12 protein-coding genes and 1 pseudogene are annotated in these 17,472 nt (G+C 55.4%); 7 read left to right on the forward strand and 6 right to left on the reverse strand.

Going from position 1 to position 17,472, the window contains the following annotated elements:
• Window positions 1–168 precede the first annotated feature (168 nt).
• Both G491_RS32890 and G491_RS0127540 read right to left on the reverse strand, forming a co-directional pair.
• Window positions 169–873 (reverse strand): annotated as a pseudogene (locus G491_RS32890) (YczE/YyaS/YitT family protein).
• The gene (locus tag G491_RS0127540) at window positions 866–1,303 is read right to left on the reverse strand and encodes a MarR family winged helix-turn-helix transcriptional regulator (protein ID WP_028316828.1); all 438 of its coding nucleotides are present in this window, start codon (window positions 1,301–1,303) and stop codon (window positions 866–868) included. The pseudogene G491_RS32890 and the gene G491_RS0127540 overlap by 8 nt, the downstream one beginning before the upstream one ends.
• A 515-nt stretch (window positions 1,304–1,818) precedes the next feature.
• Here G491_RS0127540 and G491_RS34775 point away from each other — a divergent pair.
• The 3 genes from G491_RS34775 (at window position 1,819) to G491_RS0127555 (ending at window position 8,490) form a co-directional block, all read left to right on the forward strand.
• Window positions 1,819–3,153, forward strand: coding sequence for a response regulator (locus G491_RS34775; RefSeq protein WP_051327565.1), 1,335 nt, complete (start codon window positions 1,819–1,821; stop codon window positions 3,151–3,153).
• A 228-nt stretch (window positions 3,154–3,381) separates the two neighbouring features.
• Window positions 3,382–5,238, forward strand: coding sequence for an NADH-ubiquinone oxidoreductase-F iron-sulfur binding region domain-containing protein (locus G491_RS0127550; protein WP_028316829.1), 1,857 nt, complete (start codon window positions 3,382–3,384; stop codon window positions 5,236–5,238).
• A gap of 21 nt (window positions 5,239–5,259) precedes the next feature.
• Complete coding sequence (locus G491_RS0127555) at window positions 5,260–8,490, forward strand: FAD-dependent oxidoreductase (RefSeq protein WP_028316830.1); 3,231 nt, start codon at window positions 5,260–5,262, stop codon at window positions 8,488–8,490.
• A gap of 463 nt (window positions 8,491–8,953) precedes the next feature.
• Here G491_RS0127555 and G491_RS0127560 read toward each other — a convergent pair whose 3' ends face one another.
• The 4 genes from G491_RS0127560 to G491_RS0127575 all read right to left on the reverse strand — a co-directional run bounded on the left by G491_RS0127560 (window position 8,954) and on the right by G491_RS0127575 (window position 11,918).
• Window positions 8,954–9,925: a phosphotransferase gene (locus G491_RS0127560; protein WP_028316831.1), complete on the reverse strand. Its 972-nt coding sequence runs from the start codon at window positions 9,923–9,925 to the stop codon at window positions 8,954–8,956.
• A gap of 397 nt (window positions 9,926–10,322) precedes the next feature.
• A complete protein-coding gene (locus tag G491_RS0127565; RefSeq protein WP_015949801.1) occupies window positions 10,323–10,481 on the reverse strand; it encodes a rubredoxin in 159 nt (52 codons plus the stop codon).
• 10 nt (window positions 10,482–10,491) lie between these two features.
• Entirely contained in the window at window positions 10,492–10,689 is a 198-nt protein-coding gene (locus tag G491_RS0127570) for a hypothetical protein (RefSeq protein ID WP_028316832.1), read from the reverse strand.
• Between the two features lie 65 nt (window positions 10,690–10,754).
• Window positions 10,755–11,918, reverse strand: coding sequence for a DegT/DnrJ/EryC1/StrS family aminotransferase (locus tag G491_RS0127575; protein WP_028316833.1), 1,164 nt, complete (start codon window positions 11,916–11,918; stop codon window positions 10,755–10,757).
• Between the two features lie 155 nt (window positions 11,919–12,073).
• On the opposite strand from G491_RS0127575, the gene G491_RS0127580 reads away from it, so the two are divergent.
• From G491_RS0127580 to G491_RS0127595, 4 genes are all read left to right on the forward strand, one after another.
• Window positions 12,074–12,757 carry a phosphoribosylaminoimidazolecarboxamide formyltransferase gene (locus G491_RS0127580; protein ID WP_015949804.1) on the forward strand — a complete coding sequence of 228 codons (684 nt, stop codon included), beginning with the start codon at window positions 12,074–12,076 and terminating at the stop codon, window positions 12,755–12,757.
• A 314-nt stretch (window positions 12,758–13,071) separates the two neighbouring features.
• Window positions 13,072–15,753 carry a [protein-PII] uridylyltransferase gene (glnD, locus tag G491_RS32900; RefSeq protein WP_015949805.1) on the forward strand — a complete coding sequence of 894 codons (2,682 nt, stop codon included), beginning with the start codon at window positions 13,072–13,074 and terminating at the stop codon, window positions 15,751–15,753.
• Between the two features lie 21 nt (window positions 15,754–15,774).
• Entirely contained in the window at window positions 15,775–16,992 is a 1,218-nt protein-coding gene (locus G491_RS0127590) for an ammonium transporter (protein ID WP_015949806.1), read from the forward strand.
• Between the two features lie 51 nt (window positions 16,993–17,043).
• A complete protein-coding gene (locus G491_RS0127595; RefSeq protein WP_015949807.1) occupies window positions 17,044–17,382 on the forward strand; it encodes a P-II family nitrogen regulator in 339 nt (112 codons plus the stop codon).
• Window positions 17,383–17,472 lie beyond the last annotated feature (90 nt).

The following is a 17,472-nucleotide window of genomic DNA, read 5'->3' on the forward strand; positions in this document are numbered from 1 at the left end:
AAAAGCATGCCTCCGGCGCCCAACTGCCAAAAACAGAAAAGCATGCCTCCGGCGGCCCGCTTTTGAAAAAGCGGGGCAAAACTTTTTAAATGGCGCTGCGCGCAAAAACAAAGGCCTTTCCTCGAACAGGTTTTTATAAGGCATGATTGGCGTCCCCAATGGGATTTGTCACTTTATCGTGAGTTGTGCATCCATGGTTAGCGCCTTGGCTTCATCCGCTGGCTGAGGCGCGCCGTAACACCAGTTTCGAATAAATTCCACGTGCTGCAGCAGTTGGCGGATCATCCAGCCCACGGCGAAGGCGGCGATGACGGTTCCCTCGCGCAGCCCCAGAATCTCCCGGGCGCCGATAAACGAAATGGTCAGGGCCATCACAACCAGCGACACATCCAGCCCCACCTTCACCATGCCGAACTCTTTCTTTTTGGCGTAGCAAAACGCCTGGGCGAATCCTTCTCCCGGTATATATATAAGGTCAGCCGCCAGTTCGCAGGTGATCCCCGCCGCCAAAACAAAGCATCCCAAGAGCAGTTCCACGATCTGTTTCCAATAGGCGTCCGGGACGTAAAACTCGGTCAAATACATGCCCACGTCAATGAAGACGCCAAAGATGGTTATCACAACCAGTTGAAAATACTGAATCCGGCGGAACTCCTTTTTAAGCAGGATCATCTGGCCGATTATAAACAGGATATTGAAAATAAAGGTCCAGGTCCCGAAGCTCAGCGGGGACAAAAAGGTCAGCACCTAAGGCACGCTGGAAATGGGCGTGGTTCCCAGGCCGGCCTGGGTGCTTAGCGCAACGCCCAACCCTGCCAGCGCAAGGCCCAGGCCCAAACAAATCATCCGTCTTCTTAACTCCCGGCTAGGCATTGGCGCTCTCCTTGAGCAGGTTGCCCCGCAGCCTCTTCAAAAGGGGAACCAGAAACTCCTCCTCTTCTCGGCTCACTCCTTTGAGCGCCCTGGCCTCCACAATGGCGAAAGCCCGTTTGACCTTTTGAGCGGTTTCAAAGCCCTTTTCAGAAAGGGAAACCGTTACGGTCCGCCTGTTTTCGTCGTTTCTGACGCGTTCGATCAGGCCCGCCGTCTCCATTTTCGCCAGAAGATTGGTTAAGGTCGGCGGCTCTATGAAGCAGCCTTCCGCGATCTCGCATTGAATGGAATGGGGCTCGGCCATGAGAAAGGCCAGGACCTTGGGCTGCCCCGGGGACAGGTCCGGGCAAGTCTTGGCGATTTCCTCCAGGATCCTTTTTTTGAACACGGATTGGGTGGCCATGAGTTCGTAGTGTATTTCGTTTCGCATACAGTTATCTTCCTAATAATTAGGTTTCGAATTATTAACTTCCGAAGTTAATACGCCCATTGAATCTCCTTTACAAGAGGAAATAGGCATAATTAAAAAATACATGCAAAAAATATTTTTAATTAAATAATAGTCTGAATTAATTGTAAAATATTCTAATAGGCATTGTTTTGAGGCGGCGCGCAGGCATGAAATCGCCCTTGAACGCCATGGGTAAAGATATACGCCGTATATGAAATGTATACAGCAAAATATTTGGACGTTTCACTACTTTATTTACAATATAATCAATATTTTATTTGTAAATTTCTTCCTGTTTTCGGGGCGTTGCGGGGAAAATCACCGATCAAAGCGGCGTATATTTTTTTGTGACGTTTTTGAGGGATGGGTTTTGTAGAATAGAAAATAATAATATAAATCAATATGTTAAATAAAAAGTTTTGGATTGGCACGGTTGATGCTCTTAAGGAAAGCGACGATGTAACGTGAAACACCTCTTACGAAAGGAGGACCTTATGAGCCAAATCCAAAGAATCTTAGTGGTGGACGACGAGCCCGGCATCCTGCAGAACGTCACCAAAATTCTGTCCAAAGCCGAATATGAGGTCTTCCAGGCGTCCAGCGCCAAAGAAGCGCTGGAAGAGATGGCCAAGCGGTCATACTCCCTGTTGATTTCGGATATAGTCATGCCGGAAATGAATGGCCTGGAATTGCTCAAAATGGTCAAGAACCAATGGCCCCTGACCCAGGTGCTTATGATGACGGCTTACGCCTCTACGGAAACCGCTGTCAAAGCCATCCGCCTGGGCGCCCTGGATTACCTGCCCAAGCCCTTCACCCCGGACGAACTTCGCGCGCTGGTTGACCGCTCCGTGGCCGGAGATCTGTACGAGGCCTCCGTAGGCGACGTGGAGCGTGAAGACATTGACGCCATGCACCTGAACCTGCCCCTGGATATGCTTTCGGAAGCGGACGTGGGGGAGGGCTTCTGCGACATCGGCAAGAAGGTTTGCAATGTTTACCAGAAGTTAGGCCACACCTGCAAGGCTGGCGAGAAAAAGGGCCTGTGCCCCCAAGAGGCCAAAAAGGCCAAGTCCGAAGACGCCGCCCCTGCTATTCAGGAGTTGATCGGCGTGGACATGCCCTTCAACTACGAGGAAGTGGTGGAAGCCACAGGCCCGGAATACGTGGCCAATCTGGGGCGCGACGGATTTGCGTTCATGCCCTACGAGGATCTGAAAGCCAGCGCCGCCCGCATGGAGGCCCGGTTAAACAGGGCCAAATTGGCGGCCATGTACAAGAAGAAGGAAAGTCGCATCCCCGGGACCACCGACGCCCTGTCCGACATTACGGACGCCGTTGGAACCGAGTACGTCAAGCATTTGGATCGTGACGGGTTCTCTCGGATTCCCTTTGAGGAGCTGAAGGGAAGCGTCGAGAAAATGGAGGCGAAATTGAGCGGTAAGGAGATTGAGCTGGCCCTGGCCTCGGATATTCTGGTGGTTGACGACGAGGTGGCGGTCAATAACAACATCCGGAAGATTCTGAAAAAAGGGCAGTACACCGTGGATCAGGCGACCACGCGGGACGAAGCCCTGGAAAAAGTCAGCAAGGGATTTTACCGGGTCATCATCCTGGATCTCAAGATGCCCGGAGTGGTGGGTTTGGAACTCCTGGAAGCGGTGCACAAAATGCAGCCTAACGCCAAGATTGTGATTATCACCGGGTACGCCAGCATCGAGACGGCCGTGGAAACCTCCCGGCTGGGCGCCATGCTGTACGTCCCCAAACCCTTCACCCCCGCCGAAATTCGCACGGCTGTGGAAAAGGCCTCCCGCCTCGCCGCATAGCCAGCAGCGACTCTTCTATAACAGGCCGCGGAACCCTTAGGGGTCCGCGGCTTTTTTTATTGACAATGTTTTTCCTCATCAGTATTCTTTTGGTTTCTTGATAGTTTGCGCGGAGAGGATTCAGCCTCCTCCGCCGAACCTGGTTTGACCAAAATCATGAATTTACATTAAGCTGCGTGTTTCGGGCGATTTTTAATTCTTTATACGCGCCTGGGGCGCCGGAGGTAGATGGTGGACAGGTTAAAAAACAGAGACGAACTAATAACACTCCGTAAAAACCTTGTGGCCCAGCACAAGGATGGCAATAAAAAACTTATTTCCCTCTGCTCCGGATCGGGCTGCGGCGCTTACGGCACTGCCAGCGTTTACGAGAGCCTTATGGCCGAACTGAAGAAGGCCGGCCTTTCCGATCAAGTAGAGGTGCGTCTTACGGGCTGCCATGGCTTTTGTGAAAAAGGCCCTATCATGGTGATTCACCCGGAAGGGATTTTTTATCCCCAGGTGAAGCCCGACAAGATTCCTGAAATCGTGGAAATGACGTTGAAGAACGGGGAGATTGTGGAGAAATTCCTGTTCAAGGATCCCGTCAGCAAAAAGAAAATCGTCCACGAAAAGGACATCCCCTTTTACAAGCTCCAAAAGCGCGTCATTTTCGGCCGCAACCAGATGATCGATCCCACCAATGTCCTTCACTACATTGGCGAGGAAGGCTACATGGGGCTGGAAAAAGCCCTGTTCGAAATGGAGCCTCAACAGATCATCCAGGAAATCAAAGGCGCCGGCCTCAGGGGCCGGGGCGGCGGCGGCTTTCCCACGGGCATCAAGTGGGCCTCCTGCGCCAAGCATGACGGCGATCGCTTTGTCATCTGCAACGCCGATGAAGGCGACCCCGGAGCCTACATGGACCGCAGCCTTTTGGAAGGCAACCCCCACAGCATCATCGAGGGCATGCTCATCGCGGCCGTAGCCATGCAGTCCCACAACGGCTTCGTCTATGTGCGCCACGAGTATCCCCTGGCGGTCAAGAACCTGAACATCGCCCTGAAAAGCGCCCGGGAAATCGGCCTTTTGGGCAAGAACATCCTGGGTTCGGGCTTTGATTTCGACATCAAGGTCAGCCGCGGCGGCGGCTCCTTTGTCTGCGGCGAGTCCACGGCTCTCATGGCCTCCCTGGAAGGAAAGCCCGGCAGGCCCCGCGCCAAATACGTCCACACCGTGGAAAAGGGATTCCGGGAAAGCCCCTCCTCCCTGAACAACGTGGAAACCTACGCCAACGTGCCCCACATCATCAACAACGGCGCCGAATGGTACGCCTCCATGGGAACCGAAGGCAGCAAGGGCACCAAGATCTTCTCCCTGGTGGGCAACGTGGTGAACACCGGGCTGGTGGAAGTGCCCATGGGAACCAACCTCCGCACCATCATTTACGACATCGGCGGCGGCATTCCCAAGAAAAAGAAATTCAAGGCGGTCCAGAGCGGCGGGCCTTCCGGCGGCTGCATCCCGGAGCAATTCCTGGACGTGCCCGTGGACTTTGACGAACTGGTCAAGATCGGGTCCATGATGGGCTCCGGCGGCATGATCGTCATGGACCAGGACACCTGCATGGTGGACGTGGCCCGGTACTTTCTGGACTTCCTCAAGGAAGAATCCTGCGGCCAGTGCAACCCCTGCCGCGAAGGCATCAAGCAGATGCTGGACGTGTTGACCCGCATCTGCGCCGGCGAAGGCAAGGAAGGCGACATTGAGCTTTTGGAGGAACTGGGCGCCATGGTCCAGAAATTCTCCCTATGCGGCCTGGGAACCTCCTCGCCCAACCCGGTTCTGACCACCCTTATGTATTTTCGGCATGAGTATGAAGCGCATATCAGGGACAAAAAATGCCCCGCGGGCGTGTGCAAGCCCCTGTTCCACTACGAGATTGTGGACGGAACCTGCACCGGCTGCGGCCTTTGCGCCCGGAAATGTCCCCAGGACGCCATCACAGGGGCCAAAAAGGAAACCCATGTGCTGGACCAGGACAAATGCATCAAGTGCGGCATTTGCTACGATGCATGCAAGTTTAACGCAATTGCAATCCGATAACAGCGTCACGAGGCTAAACACATGATCACATTTAAGTTAAACGGCAAAAAAGTCCAGGGGGAAGACGGGCAAACCGTCCTGCAGGTTGCCGAAAAATATGGGGTGGAGATCCCAACATTGTGCCATCACAAGGCATTGGACCCGGCGGGCATGTGCCGCATGTGCACCGTGGAAATGTTCGACGGCAGAAGAACCAAGTTCGTCACGGCCTGCAACTATCCCATCTGGGAAGGCATGGAAATCTTCACGGATACGGAAACGGTTCACGAAGGGCGCAAGCTCATCGTGGAAATGCTCCTTTCCCGCTGCACCTCCGTCCCTGAAATCCAGAACCTGGCCAAAAAATACGGCATTGAAAAATCCCGCTTCGGCGAGGATAACGAAAACGACTGCATCCTGTGCGGCCTGTGCGTGCGCGTTTGCGAGAAAATGGGCAACAGCGCCATCACCCTCACCGGACGCGGCCTGGAAATGAAGGTGGACACCCCCTTCAGCGTCCAGTCCGACATCTGCAAGGGATGCGGCGCCTGTGAGTTCATTTGCCCCACCGGCCACATCAAACTGGAAAACATCAATAAAGGCGAAATCAAAAAGATTCCGTCCGAATACGAGCTGGGCCTCAAGGGCCGCAAGCCCGTTTACGTGCCTTACGCCCAGGCCGTGCCCAACACCCCGGCCATCGACCGGCGCTACTGCATGCATTTCAAGACCGGCGGCTGCCAGATTTGTACGGAAGTCTGCGGCGTCAACGCCATCGACCACACCATGCAGGACGAAATCGTGGAACTGGAAGTGGGCTCCATTGTGCTCGCCCCGGGCGCCAAGGTCTATAACCCCGGCAAGCACGACACCTACAATTACAACACCAATCCCAACGTGGTCACCTCCCTGGAATTCGAGCGCATCCTGTCCGCTTCCGGCCCGTACGGAGGCCACCTTGTCAGGCCTTCGGACCACGTGGAGCCCAAGAAAATCGCCTGGATTCAGTGCGTGGGCTCCCGCGACGAGCACCTGGACGGCAAGGGATACTGCTCCGGCGTATGCTGCACCTACGCGGTCAAGGAAGCCATGCTGGCCAAGGATCACTGCCCCGAAGGCCCCGACGGCCTGGACGCGGCGATCTTCTATATAGACATTCGCACCAACGGCAAGGACTTTGAGCGCTTTTACAACCGCGCCAAGGACGGCGGCGTGCGTTTTGTCAAGTCCAAGGTCACCAAGGTGGACCATAACGACGAAACCGGCATGGAAATCCTGCGTTACGTGGACGCCGCGGGCAAACTCCAGGAAGAGGAGTTTGACATCGTGGTCCTCTCCGTGGGCTTTGAAATCGGCGAAGAAACCAAGGAAATGGCCAAGAAACTGGGCCTGGAAGTGGACAAGAACGGCTTTGCCGTGTCCTCCAGCTTCAACCCGGTTCAGACCTCCCGGGACGGCGTGTTCGTATGCGGCGCTTTTTCCGCGCCCAAGGACATCCCCACCTCGGTCATCGACTCCTCGGCGGCCGCGGGCGTCACAGGCGGGCTTCTGGCCGATTCCCGCTTTACCCTGACCAAGACCGCGGAAATTCCGCCGGAAAGGGCCATCAAGGGCGACCCGACCCGCATCGGCGTGTTCCTGTGCTGCTGCGGCTCCAACATCGCGGGCGTTGTGGATATGCCCAAGCTGGAGGCCTTCGCCAAGACCCTGCCCGACGTGGCTCACGTGGAAGTCAATATGTATTCCTGCTCCCAGGACACCCAGGAAAAAATGTCCGAGGTCATCCGGGACCAGAACCTGAACCGGGTGGTGGTGGCGGCGTGTACGCCCAAAACCCATGAACCCCTGTTCCAGGAAACCCTTATCGCCGCCAGCTTGAACAAATACCTGTTCGAAATGGCCAATATCCGCAACCATTGCTCCTGGGTCCATAAGGACGCTCCGGACAAGGCCACCTTAAAGGCCATGGAAACCGTCCGCATGTCCGTCCAGAAAGCGGCCCTGGCCCAGCCCTTGACCGAGCCCAAGCTCAGCATTGTGGAAAAGGGCCTGGTTATCGGCGGCGGCGTGGCCGGCATGGAAGCGGCCAAAAACCTGGCGGCCCAGGGATACGAAACCCATATCCTGGAACGCACGGATCAACTGGGCGGACAGGCCCGCTCCCTGCACAAAACCTGGAAGGGCGAGGACGTCCAGAAATACCTGGCGCAGTTGATCAGCGACATCGAATCCAACGAGCTCATCACCGTGCATAAAAACGCGGAAATCACCAACGTGGAAGGCTTTGTGGGCGACTTCAAAACCACCTTCAAGGTGGGTGAAGAAGAAACCACCTACAACCACGGCGTGACCATTTTCGCCTGCGGCGCCACGGAATACAAACCCACGGAATACCTGTACGGACAGGATCCCCGGGTAGTCACCAACCTGGAACTGGAAAAGAAGCTCATCCAGGGCGACGCCGGGCTCAAGAGCGCCGGCGCGGCCGTGTTCATCCAATGCGTGGGATCGCGCATTCCGTCCAGGCCGTATTGTTCCAAGCTCTGCTGCACCCAGTCCATCAAGAACGCCCTGGCCCTTAAAAAGGCCAATCCCAAAAAGCCGGTTTTCGTGCTTTACCGGGATATGCGTCCCTACGGACTCCGGGAAAACCTGTACCGGGAAGCCCGCGAAAAAGGCGTGACCTTCATCCGGTACAATGACGACAAGCCCCTGGACGTCACCGGCGGCGATAAACTGACCGTCTCCTTTACGGATTACGTCCTGGGCAAAAAACTGCAAATCAGCCCCGAACTGCTGGTTTTGGCGGCGGCCATCGTACCCGAGGAGAGAAACCCCCTGGCTCAGGCCTTCAAGGTCTCCCAAAACCAGGACGGGTTCTTTGCGGAAGCCCACGTCAAGCTCCGTCCCAACGATTTCGCCACGGACGGCGTATTTTTGTGCGGCCTCACCCACGGGCCCAAGCCCATTGACGAAGCCATCGCCCAGGCCCAGGCCGCAGCGGCCAGAGCGGTTACGCTGCTTTCCCGCAAGGAGATCTCCGTGGCCGGAACCGTGGCCAGCGTGGATTCCCAATTCTGCAGCGGCTGCAAGGTGTGCGTGTCCATCTGCCCGTATTCCGCGCCTTTGTTCAACGAAAAAACCGGCAAGGCCGAAATCCAGTCCACTTTGTGCAAGGGCTGCGGGCTGTGCGTGGCCTCCTGCCGCAGCGGCGCCATCCATCTGGCGGGTTTCGACACCTCCCAGATTTTCAGCATGATCGACGCCCTGTAAGTTTTTCAGGTAGATAAAACAAAAAAGGGGAAGTTCCGTTGGGAGCTTCCCCTTTTTTTACCTTTTTCTGGGGATGCCGATGTTCCCCTCCAAAAAAATGACGACGCTGGATCCCCGTTTCCGCCATTACGGCATGAGGATTGCCAAACCGCGCGCAATCATCCCGCCTCCATGGCTCCACGAGGATGACGGAGTGCGGCGCCAGTTACAGCATGGGCGGCCCCGGCAGCACAGTGTGCCGCCGGGTGCAAAGCGCACAAGGCGCGGCCGGGAAAGATTGTAGAAACCAGGGAAGTACGGCGGGCGTACAGGTGGGAAAAAACCATTGTCGGGTTTGAAGTCCACTATCGTTCTCGCCAATATGAACCGCAAAGCCGGACTTCGTAACCCGACCTACGGCTCTGCTTGCCGCGATGGAGATTGGGTAGAGCTTGCGAAACCCAACAAAATTGAATGGTTGCTCTTACTCAATAGAATGGATGCTGGCGAAGAGGGCGGTGATTTCCTGCACATGGCCGGCGAGAAAATTCAGGTAGTCGATTTCCAGGGAGATCATGGCGTCCTCTTGGCCTCGGAGCCATTCCGACAGCCAGGCAAAGCGGATCAGAAGCATCAAGGGAAACAAATTCTCCCAGCTTTCCTTTTGAAATATCCCGGATTTCCATAGCTCGATCAAAAAAGCGCCCACGTAATTCCAGGAAACAGCCGGAGGATGCTCTATTCCCGCGCATCCGATCATCAACGCGACGTCGTACATCTCCGGCCGCATGCCGCAGAATTCCCAGTCAATGACCGCTCGGATGGACTCCTCTCCCCAGATGACGTTCACAGGATGAAAATCTCCGTGGCAGAATCCCAGGGGCAAGTCCTTCAATACCGGCAGAAAGTCTTCGGCCAGGGACAGGGCTGGGGATATGCGCTTCAATAACTGAGGATCGCGGGCCGAAATCTTCCGTACAAGGTCCGGCACAAAATCCTGCAGGGAAAAATCATCCGAGGCTTCCGGCGTCAATCCGGCCTTATTCCAGGTCCGTCTCAGCTTAACCAGAAAACCGGCCATGGCCCGGCCCCGCCAGGCTTGATCCAGATACTCCGGCCGGGGCAGGGGAGTTCCCTTGATATAAAGGCTTAGCTGAAAATGGCCTTCTTCCTGAGAAAGGATATGCCCGCCGTCCTTATGCGGCAAATACGGCGCAAGATCCTTCAGGCCCGCCAAGGAGAGAGCCTCCAGGGCTGCGGCTATGGATACCTTTCTGTCCACCGTTTCAGGCTTGAGGGCCTCCAGGAGAAAAAGGCCGCCCTGTTCATCCTCAACCGCGATCCTCTCCAGGGAGCGTTCCGGGCTGCCGTCCAAAGGCAGGTCCGTCCTTAAGCGGGATAACTGGAGTCCGTAGGCCTTTACTACGATTTCAATAGGTTGATTGTTTAACGCCAAACTAAAACCATTCCAATAAGTTTTATGATCCATCCTGAAAGCGGTAATTACAATTCATCCATCATTTAAAAAAGGACGCTGGGTCCCCGTTTCCGTCATTACATCATGATGATTGCCAAGGCGCCGACAATCATTTCGCCTCCTTGGCTCCACGAGGATGACGGATAGGGGCCGCGCCTGCGGCTTTTCTCAGGAGTAAATGGGTAGCCCCGGCAGAGTAGTATCCTGCCGGGGTGCGCCAGCACATGATGTTGGGCCTCCATAGTCTAAAGAGTCCCAAGACTGTCTGCAAACCTATGCCCATCCCTCAAAAAAAGATCTATATTTCGGAAAAAAAAGCCCGGCCTGATTGCAAAACGCAACATGGCCGGGCCTGGACTGACAAATTGGGGCCGGATTATTCCACTTTTTCGAAGTATTGCTTTTCTGCGCCGCAAAGGGGGCAGACCCAATCGTCGGGAAGGTCTTCAAAAGCGGTTTCGGGTGGAACATGCCGTTCCGGGTCTCCCAGTTCAGGGTCGTAGACGTAGCCGCAGGGGCATTCGTACTTATCCATGCAAATCCTCCTATTTTAAATTGTCCAAGGCTCCGTGCCAACTGCACCGATCGCAAAAAACGTCCGTATCTTCCTCCAGATCGCACCGGCCGGATACCTCTTCGTCAAAAACCGGCTCTCCGGTGGAGCAATCAAAGCAATACACTTCGAATTCGTCCTCAGCATCCTTCACATAAAACCGCTGACATTTACACACGGGGCATTTCATGGAAATCTCCTGTTTACGCGACCTGTTGGTATATGAATATAGGAACGATTATCATTAGGTCAATACTATTTTACCCCAAAAGACAAAATGGCCTTGGCGACGGCTTCCTGATCCTCCTCGCTGATATAGGGGTGCATGGGCAGGGAGAAGACCCTGGCGGCGCAATCGTCGCTCACGGGAAAGTCCCCCTTGGCGTATCCTAAATCCGCAAAGGCGTCCTGCCGGTGCAAGGGCTTGGGATAGTACACGGCCGTGGGAACGCCTTGCTCCTGAAGATGCTTCAAAAGCTGGTCCCTCCACTCGGGTTTTGCAGCCTTGAGGGTGTATTGGGCCCACGCGCTTTGATTCCCCTCCTCAACAAAGGGAGTGACGACCTTGTCCGACCCGGCCAGCAGGCTGTTATACCGTTCGGCGGCCTTTTGGCGCAGGTCCAGCTCTTCGGGGAAGATAGAGAATTTGCTGATGAGCACGGCCGCCTGGAACGAGTCAATGCGGCCGTTGATTCCAATGCGCACGTTGTCGTACCGGTCGTCGCCCTGGCCGTGCATGCGCAGGGAGCGCATAATCTTGTCCAGTTCCTCATCGTCCGTGAAGCACATGCCGCCGTCGCCGTAGCATCCCAGGGGCTTGGCCGGAAAAAAGGAGGTGCAGGCGACGTCGCCGAAGGAGCAGGCTCTTTTCCCGTTTTGCAGACCGCCAAAGGATTGGGCTGCATCTTCGACTACAAACAACCCGTGCTTTTCGGCGATTGCCTCGATGCGTGCATAATCCGCAACCTGCCCGAACAGGTCCACGGCGATAATCCCCTTGGGCTTGGGGAGATTGTCCGTCTTGGGCAGGGGGAGGTCTCCGGCGCCGGACTCCATGGCCAGGATGGTTTTTTCCAGGGCTGCGGGATCCATGTTGAAGGTCTTGGGATCGATATCCACAAAGACCGGCACGGCGTTCAACAGGCTGACCACTTCCGCTGTGGCGATGAAGGTGAAAGGCGTGGTCAAAATGGCGTCTCCGGGGCCGATTCCTTTGGCCAGCAGGGCCAAGAGGAGAGCGTCCGTTCCCGAGGCGCACCCCAGCCCGTATTTGGCGCCGGAGAAATTAGCCAGACTTTCTTCAATTTCGTCGATTTCAGGCCCCATCACGTAGCGGCCGTGATCCAAAATAACTTTCAACCGGGCCTCTATGTCCTCCCGGATTCTTGCTTGTTGCGCTTTTAAGTCTATGAATTGCATACCATCTCCCTTGGGTGCAGGTTATTATGAATTCATAGATGTCACAGTCCGGCGCGCAGGGTCAAGGCTAAACGAACAAAGCAGATTGACGGGATGCGAAAAAGCCGGTATTGTTCTCATATAACTAATGAAAATAACCTTTATGGGAGGATGATATGGCAGTAAATGTAGTGGACCGGGCCGACGACCCCGTACAAATCAAGCATGTGCTCATGAGCGTCTCCGACAAGACGGGCCTGGAAACCTTTGTTCCCGGCCTGCTGGAGGCCTGTCCGGGGGTGAAGATTTTCTCCACCGGAGGAACTTATAATAAAATTGCAGAAATCCTGGGCGACAAAGCCAAAGGCTGCCTGGAAGCCGTTTCCGACTATACCGGCCAGCCCGAAACCCAGGGCGGCCTGGTTAAAACCCTGGATTTCAAGATTTATCTGGGCCTTTTGACCGAGACCTATAACGACTCCCACCAGTCCGACCTGAAGCGCACCAACGGCGTGCCCATCGACATGGTGGTGGTCAACCTCTATCCCTTCCGGGAAACCATCGCCCAGCCCAAGGTCACCCCGGAAATGGCCCGGGGCCAGATCGACATCGGCGGCCCCTGCATGATCCGGGCGTCCGCCAAGAATTTTCTCCGGGTGTCCTCCGTGGTGGACCCGGACGACTACCCCATGATTCTGGACGAACTCAAGGCCAACAGCGGCTCCACAACCATGCGCACCCGCTACCGTTTGGCCCGCAAGGCTTTCCGTCATACGGCCTCTTACGACAAGGCCATTGCAGACTATCTGCAGGAAACGCCTTTTGACAATGCACGGCCTTGTTACAAATTTGAAGATTAGCTTTTGATAAAAATTCGCTTTGGAGGGGGAGTCCGGCTTTGACAGGTCCGGCTCCCCTTTTTTATGGCCCGCTGGGTCTAAAAATGGGAATATTTCCCGAGCAGCAGCACAAAAATGTATTTTTTATAGGAGTGAAAATACAAAAATGTACTATCATGTGATATAATTGCTTTTGGTTTAGAAGATGTAACTATTTAGATATAAATAAAAAAATACTCATTTATCCATTGTGGCACGTCCTTTGCTCTATATGCAGGTCAGTTGAAACGTAAGCTAAAATAAACGAATCAAAACACCGGCCCCCAAAAGGACGTATGAATAACCCTGACGCCATTACGAATCTGACCAAAAGCCTGGAAAAACTCCTAACCCTGGACGAGCCCCGGGAGTTGGACAATCTCCATGCCAGGGCTGTCGCAATTGACGATTATTTTCGGGCCACCTTTGAAAACAGCTCTGTAGGCCCCCGCATGCGGGTGGATAAAAATCCCTACGCCCTCATTGCGCTGGGAGGGTACGGCCGCCGGGAGCAGTGCATCGGCTCCGACGTAGACATCTTATTTTTATTTGAAAAGAAAATGCCGGACCAGGCCACGGAGCTGGTCCAGGAAGCCATTTATCCTCTGTGGGACCTGGGCATGGATGTGGGGCACGCCACCCGCACCCTGAAGGAATGCATCAGCCTGTCCTCCAAGGATTTTGACGTCCTGACGCCCCTGCTGGACGCCCGCTTCATCTGCGGCATGTCGCCTTTGTACACCCGGATGATGGAGATGGTCCACGACAAGGTGTTGAAAGGCAAGACCCGGACCGCCTTTTTAAAGTGGCTGGCCTCCACCAAACAGGACCGCCACGACCGCTATGGAGATTCCAGCTATCTTCTGGAGCCCAACCTGAAGGAAGGGCGGGGGGGCTTGCGGGACTATCACGCCATGTTGTGGATCGGCAGGATCGCCCACGGCGTTCGGGACCCCCGGGACCTGGAATACCTGGGCCTTCTGTCCCACGACGAATACGCCACCCTGACCCAGGCCCTGGATTTTATCTGGAAGGTGAGGAACCATCTGCACCACATCGCCAAGCGCAAGTGCGACCAGCTTTTCTTTGAGTATCAGCCGCTGGTGGCTCAGGCGCTGGGATTCGGCGGCGACCAGGATCTTCAGGGAATCGAGCAGTTTTTGAAGACCCTGCACCGGGCCATGGAGCAGGTCAAGCAGCGCCACAAGATGTTCATGCTTTCGGCTTTGCCCAGGAGCAGGCCGGGCAGACCTTTCAAGGCCGTTCGACCCACCAAGACTCCCGGCATTATCGTGGAAAAAGGCGCCATGGTTTTTGAGGACCCCAGCGCCCTGGCCAAGGATCCTGCGCTGCTTATGGAAATTTTTGCGGAAAGCGCCCGGGAAAGCCTTCCTTTGAGCCTGGACGCCAACCGCCTTGTGCGGGACTTCGCCCAGGTGGTGGACGACTCCTTCCGGAGCGATCCCCGGGTTGTGAAGGCCTTTGAAAAGGTCCTTTCCACGCCCGCGCCTGATTTTAATCCCATGGAGGAGATGTTCGCCACGCGGTTTATCACGGCCTTCATTCCCGAGATGGGCGCCATCATGGATCGGATTCAGTACACGCATTACCACGTGTTTCCGGTGGACAAGCACTCCATCAAGGCTCTGCAGATCGTCAAGTCCTTCGCCTCCCGGGTGGAGGATCGCAGGAACCATGACCTGTACAACGCGCTGTATCAGGAAGTCCCCAACAAAAAGACCCTGCACTGGGCCGTTTTGCTGCACGACGTTGGCAAGGGCAGCCCGGATGGCGGCCATTCCGGCAGGGGCGCCAGAACCGCCCGTCAGATTTTAAGCCGCATGGGCTACGGCGAGGCCATGATCCAGGACGTGGAATTCTTGATCAGGGAGCATCTGCTGCTGGCCAAGACAGCCACCCGCCGCGACCTGCACGACGAAAACACCTCCCTTGCCTGCGCCAGGAAGGTCAAGGACCCCGACCGCCTGAAAATGCTCTTTCTGCTTACGGTTGCGGACTCCCAGGCCACAGGCCCCAAGGCGTGGAACGACTGGACCTCCGTGCTTCTTCAAAGTTTGTTCATCAAGACGCACCACATTCTGACCAACGGGGAACTGGCCACGGAAGAAGCCACCCGGATGGTCAAGGACAAGAGGAAGCAAGTGCTGGCCGCCGCGCCGGAAAGCATGAAGCGGGAATGGTACAACCTGTTTACGCTCATGTCCCCAAGGTATTTGCAGTACACCCAGCCCAAGGAGATAGTGGATCACATCCGGCTTTACGAAAGATTGCAGGGTGCGGACGCAGTCATAGAAGCCGCTCCCTCCCGGGACGCCAATCTGCGCACCGTCACGGTGTGCGCCAAGGACCGCCCCGGCTTGTTTTCCAAGATCGCCGGCGTATTGACCCTTAATAATTTGAATATTTTTGACGCGCAGATCTTCACATGGCGCAACCATACGGCCATGGATATTTTCCAGGTCTCGCCGCCTCTGGATTCCTTGTTTGAAAAACGCACCTGGCAACGGGTGGAGAGGGATCTGGGCAAAGTGCTTTCCGGTGAAATGGATTTGAGCAAGGCCCTGGAGGACAAACCCGTAGCAAAAAGCGATGACAACAGCGCCAGCGCTTTGCGCCGGGAACGGGTTTCCGTGGACAACGACAGCTCCGGGTTTTTCACCATTGTAGAGGTGATCGCCTACGACCAGTTGGGGCTCTTGTACAAGATTACGGATGCACTGTACCGCTGCGGTTTGGATATCTGGGTCGCAAAGATTGCAACCAAGGCGGATCAGGTGGTGGACGTTTTTTACGTGCGCGACTTTGATGGACAAAAAGTTGATTCTCCGGAAAGCGTGGATGCCATTAAGCAAACCGTTTTGGAAACGCTGCACGGGGAGCGGAATAACAAGGGCGTTAAGCCCGCAGGCCTGGGCGAGACTGGGGACGAATCCAGTCCATTGAATCCAATCCATTAATAAATATAAGGAGAGACTTAAATGAATTCCGGCGACATTGCATGGATGTTATGCGCATCCGCCATGGTTCTTTTTATGACGCCAGGACTGGCGATATTTTACGGAGGCCTGGTCAGGTCCAAGAACGTACTTGGAACTATCATGCACAGCTTTATCATAATGGGCGTGGTTTCCATCATGTGGGTTCTCTACGGCTACACAATGGCCTTCGGCCCGGACCTGGGGGGCGGACTTTTAGGCGGCGCAAAATACCTGGGGCTCAGCGGCGTGGGCGCGGACATTGGTCCCTACTCCGACACCATTCCGCACATTTTGTTTTGCGCTTTTCAACTTATGTTCGCCGTAATCACCCCCGCGCTCATCACCGGGGCTTTCGCCGAACGCATGAAGTTTTCCGCGTTTTTGGCTTTTACGATCCTGTGGACCACCTTGGTCTACTTCCCGGTTTGCCACTGGGTGTGGGGCGATGGCGGATGGCTGGGCGCCATGGGCGCTTTGGATTTCGCCGGCGGCACGGTCATTCACATCAATTCGGGCGCCGCAGCTCTGGTTTGCGCCCTGTTCCTTGGCAAACGCAAGGGGTACGGCACCGATCAGATGCATCCCCACAATCTGCCCCTGACCATTTTCGGAGCCGGCGTGCTGTGGTTCGGTTGGTTCGGATTCAATGCAGGCAGCGCTCTGGCGGCCGACGGAACCGCTTCCATGGCCCTGTTCGTGACCCAGGTTGCAGCCGGAACCGGCGCTGTGCTGTGGATCATCGCAGAATGGATTTACCAGGGCAAACCCACGACGTTGGGCGCGGCTTCCGGAGCCGTGGCCGGTCTGGTCGCCATTACCCCGGCAGCCGGATTTGTCGGCCCGGTCGCCTCTATCATAATTGGAGGCGTTGCGGGAGTTTTGTGCTACGGCGCTGTTGTTATGAAGGGCAAGCTGGGTTATGACGACGCCCTGGACGTTGTGGGCATCCATGGCGTGGGCGGCCTGTGGGGCGCTTTGGCCACCGGCCTTTTCGCAGCCGAAGTTTACGGCGGCGTGAACGGCCTTTTTTACGGAAATGCGAACCAATTTGTTATCCAGGGCATCGGCGCGGTGGCAGCCATAGCCTACTCCCTCATTTTGACCGCAATCATCCTTAAGGTGTTGGACGCCGTACTGGGACTTCGGGTTGATGATGAAGAAGAATACCAAGGCCTGGACGTCTCCCAGCACAGTGAGGTAGGATACCGTATCGTTTAAACAAGTTGGACGGATATATACAACAGACCGAATTAACCCAAGGAGGAAAGCATGAAAAAAATCGAGGCCATAATCAAGCCCTTCAAGGTGGATGATATCAAGGAAGCCTTGAATGAGATCGGCATCAAGGGAATGACCCTGACCGAAGTCAAGGGTTACGGGCGCCAGAAAGGGCATAAGGAAATTTACCGCGGCGCTGAGTACGTGGTGGATTTTATCCCCAAGGTTCGGATTGAAGTGGTGGTGGAAGACGAGCAGGCCGAACAAGTGGTCGGCACCATTCGCGAAGCCGCCAACACCGGAAAAATCGGCGACGGCAAGATTTTCGTCATTCCCGTGGAAGACGTGGTTCGGGTGCGCACCGGTGAAAGAGGCCCCGAAGCCGTATAAAGCCCGTGCCGTAAAAAATGCGGCGGCAGGCCAATATAAACAGTTTACATCAGCACATGCATATTATACGAAAGCGCGCGGCTTAAGCCG

The organism is Desulfatibacillum aliphaticivorans DSM 15576 (genome assembly GCF_000429905.1).
Classification (GTDB): Bacteria; Desulfobacterota; Desulfobacteria; order Desulfobacterales; family Desulfatibacillaceae; genus Desulfatibacillum; species Desulfatibacillum aliphaticivorans.

Coding starts and splice junctions, on each gene's coding strand:
- G491_RS0127540 (WP_028316828.1), bottom strand. CDS start 1,303: ATGCGAAACGAAATACACTACGAACTCATGGCCACCCAATCCGTGTTC.
- G491_RS34775 (WP_051327565.1), top strand. CDS start 1,819: ATGAGCCAAATCCAAAGAATCTTAGTGGTGGACGACGAGCCCGGCATC.
- G491_RS0127550 (WP_028316829.1), top strand. CDS start 3,382: ATGGTGGACAGGTTAAAAAACAGAGACGAACTAATAACACTCCGTAAA.
- G491_RS0127555 (WP_028316830.1), top strand. CDS start 5,260: ATGATCACATTTAAGTTAAACGGCAAAAAAGTCCAGGGGGAAGACGGG.
- G491_RS0127565 (WP_015949801.1), bottom strand. CDS start 10,481: ATGGATAAGTACGAATGCCCCTGCGGCTACGTCTACGACCCTGAACTG.
- G491_RS0127570 (WP_028316832.1), bottom strand. CDS start 10,689: ATGAAATGCCCCGTGTGTAAATGTCAGCGGTTTTATGTGAAGGATGCT.
- G491_RS0127575 (WP_028316833.1), bottom strand. CDS start 11,918: ATGCAATTCATAGACTTAAAAGCGCAACAAGCAAGAATCCGGGAGGAC.
- G491_RS0127580 (WP_015949804.1), top strand. CDS start 12,074: ATGGCAGTAAATGTAGTGGACCGGGCCGACGACCCCGTACAAATCAAG.
- glnD (WP_015949805.1), top strand. CDS start 13,072: ATGAATAACCCTGACGCCATTACGAATCTGACCAAAAGCCTGGAAAAA.
- G491_RS0127590 (WP_015949806.1), top strand. CDS start 15,775: ATGAATTCCGGCGACATTGCATGGATGTTATGCGCATCCGCCATGGTT.
- G491_RS0127595 (WP_015949807.1), top strand. CDS start 17,044: ATGAAAAAAATCGAGGCCATAATCAAGCCCTTCAAGGTGGATGATATC.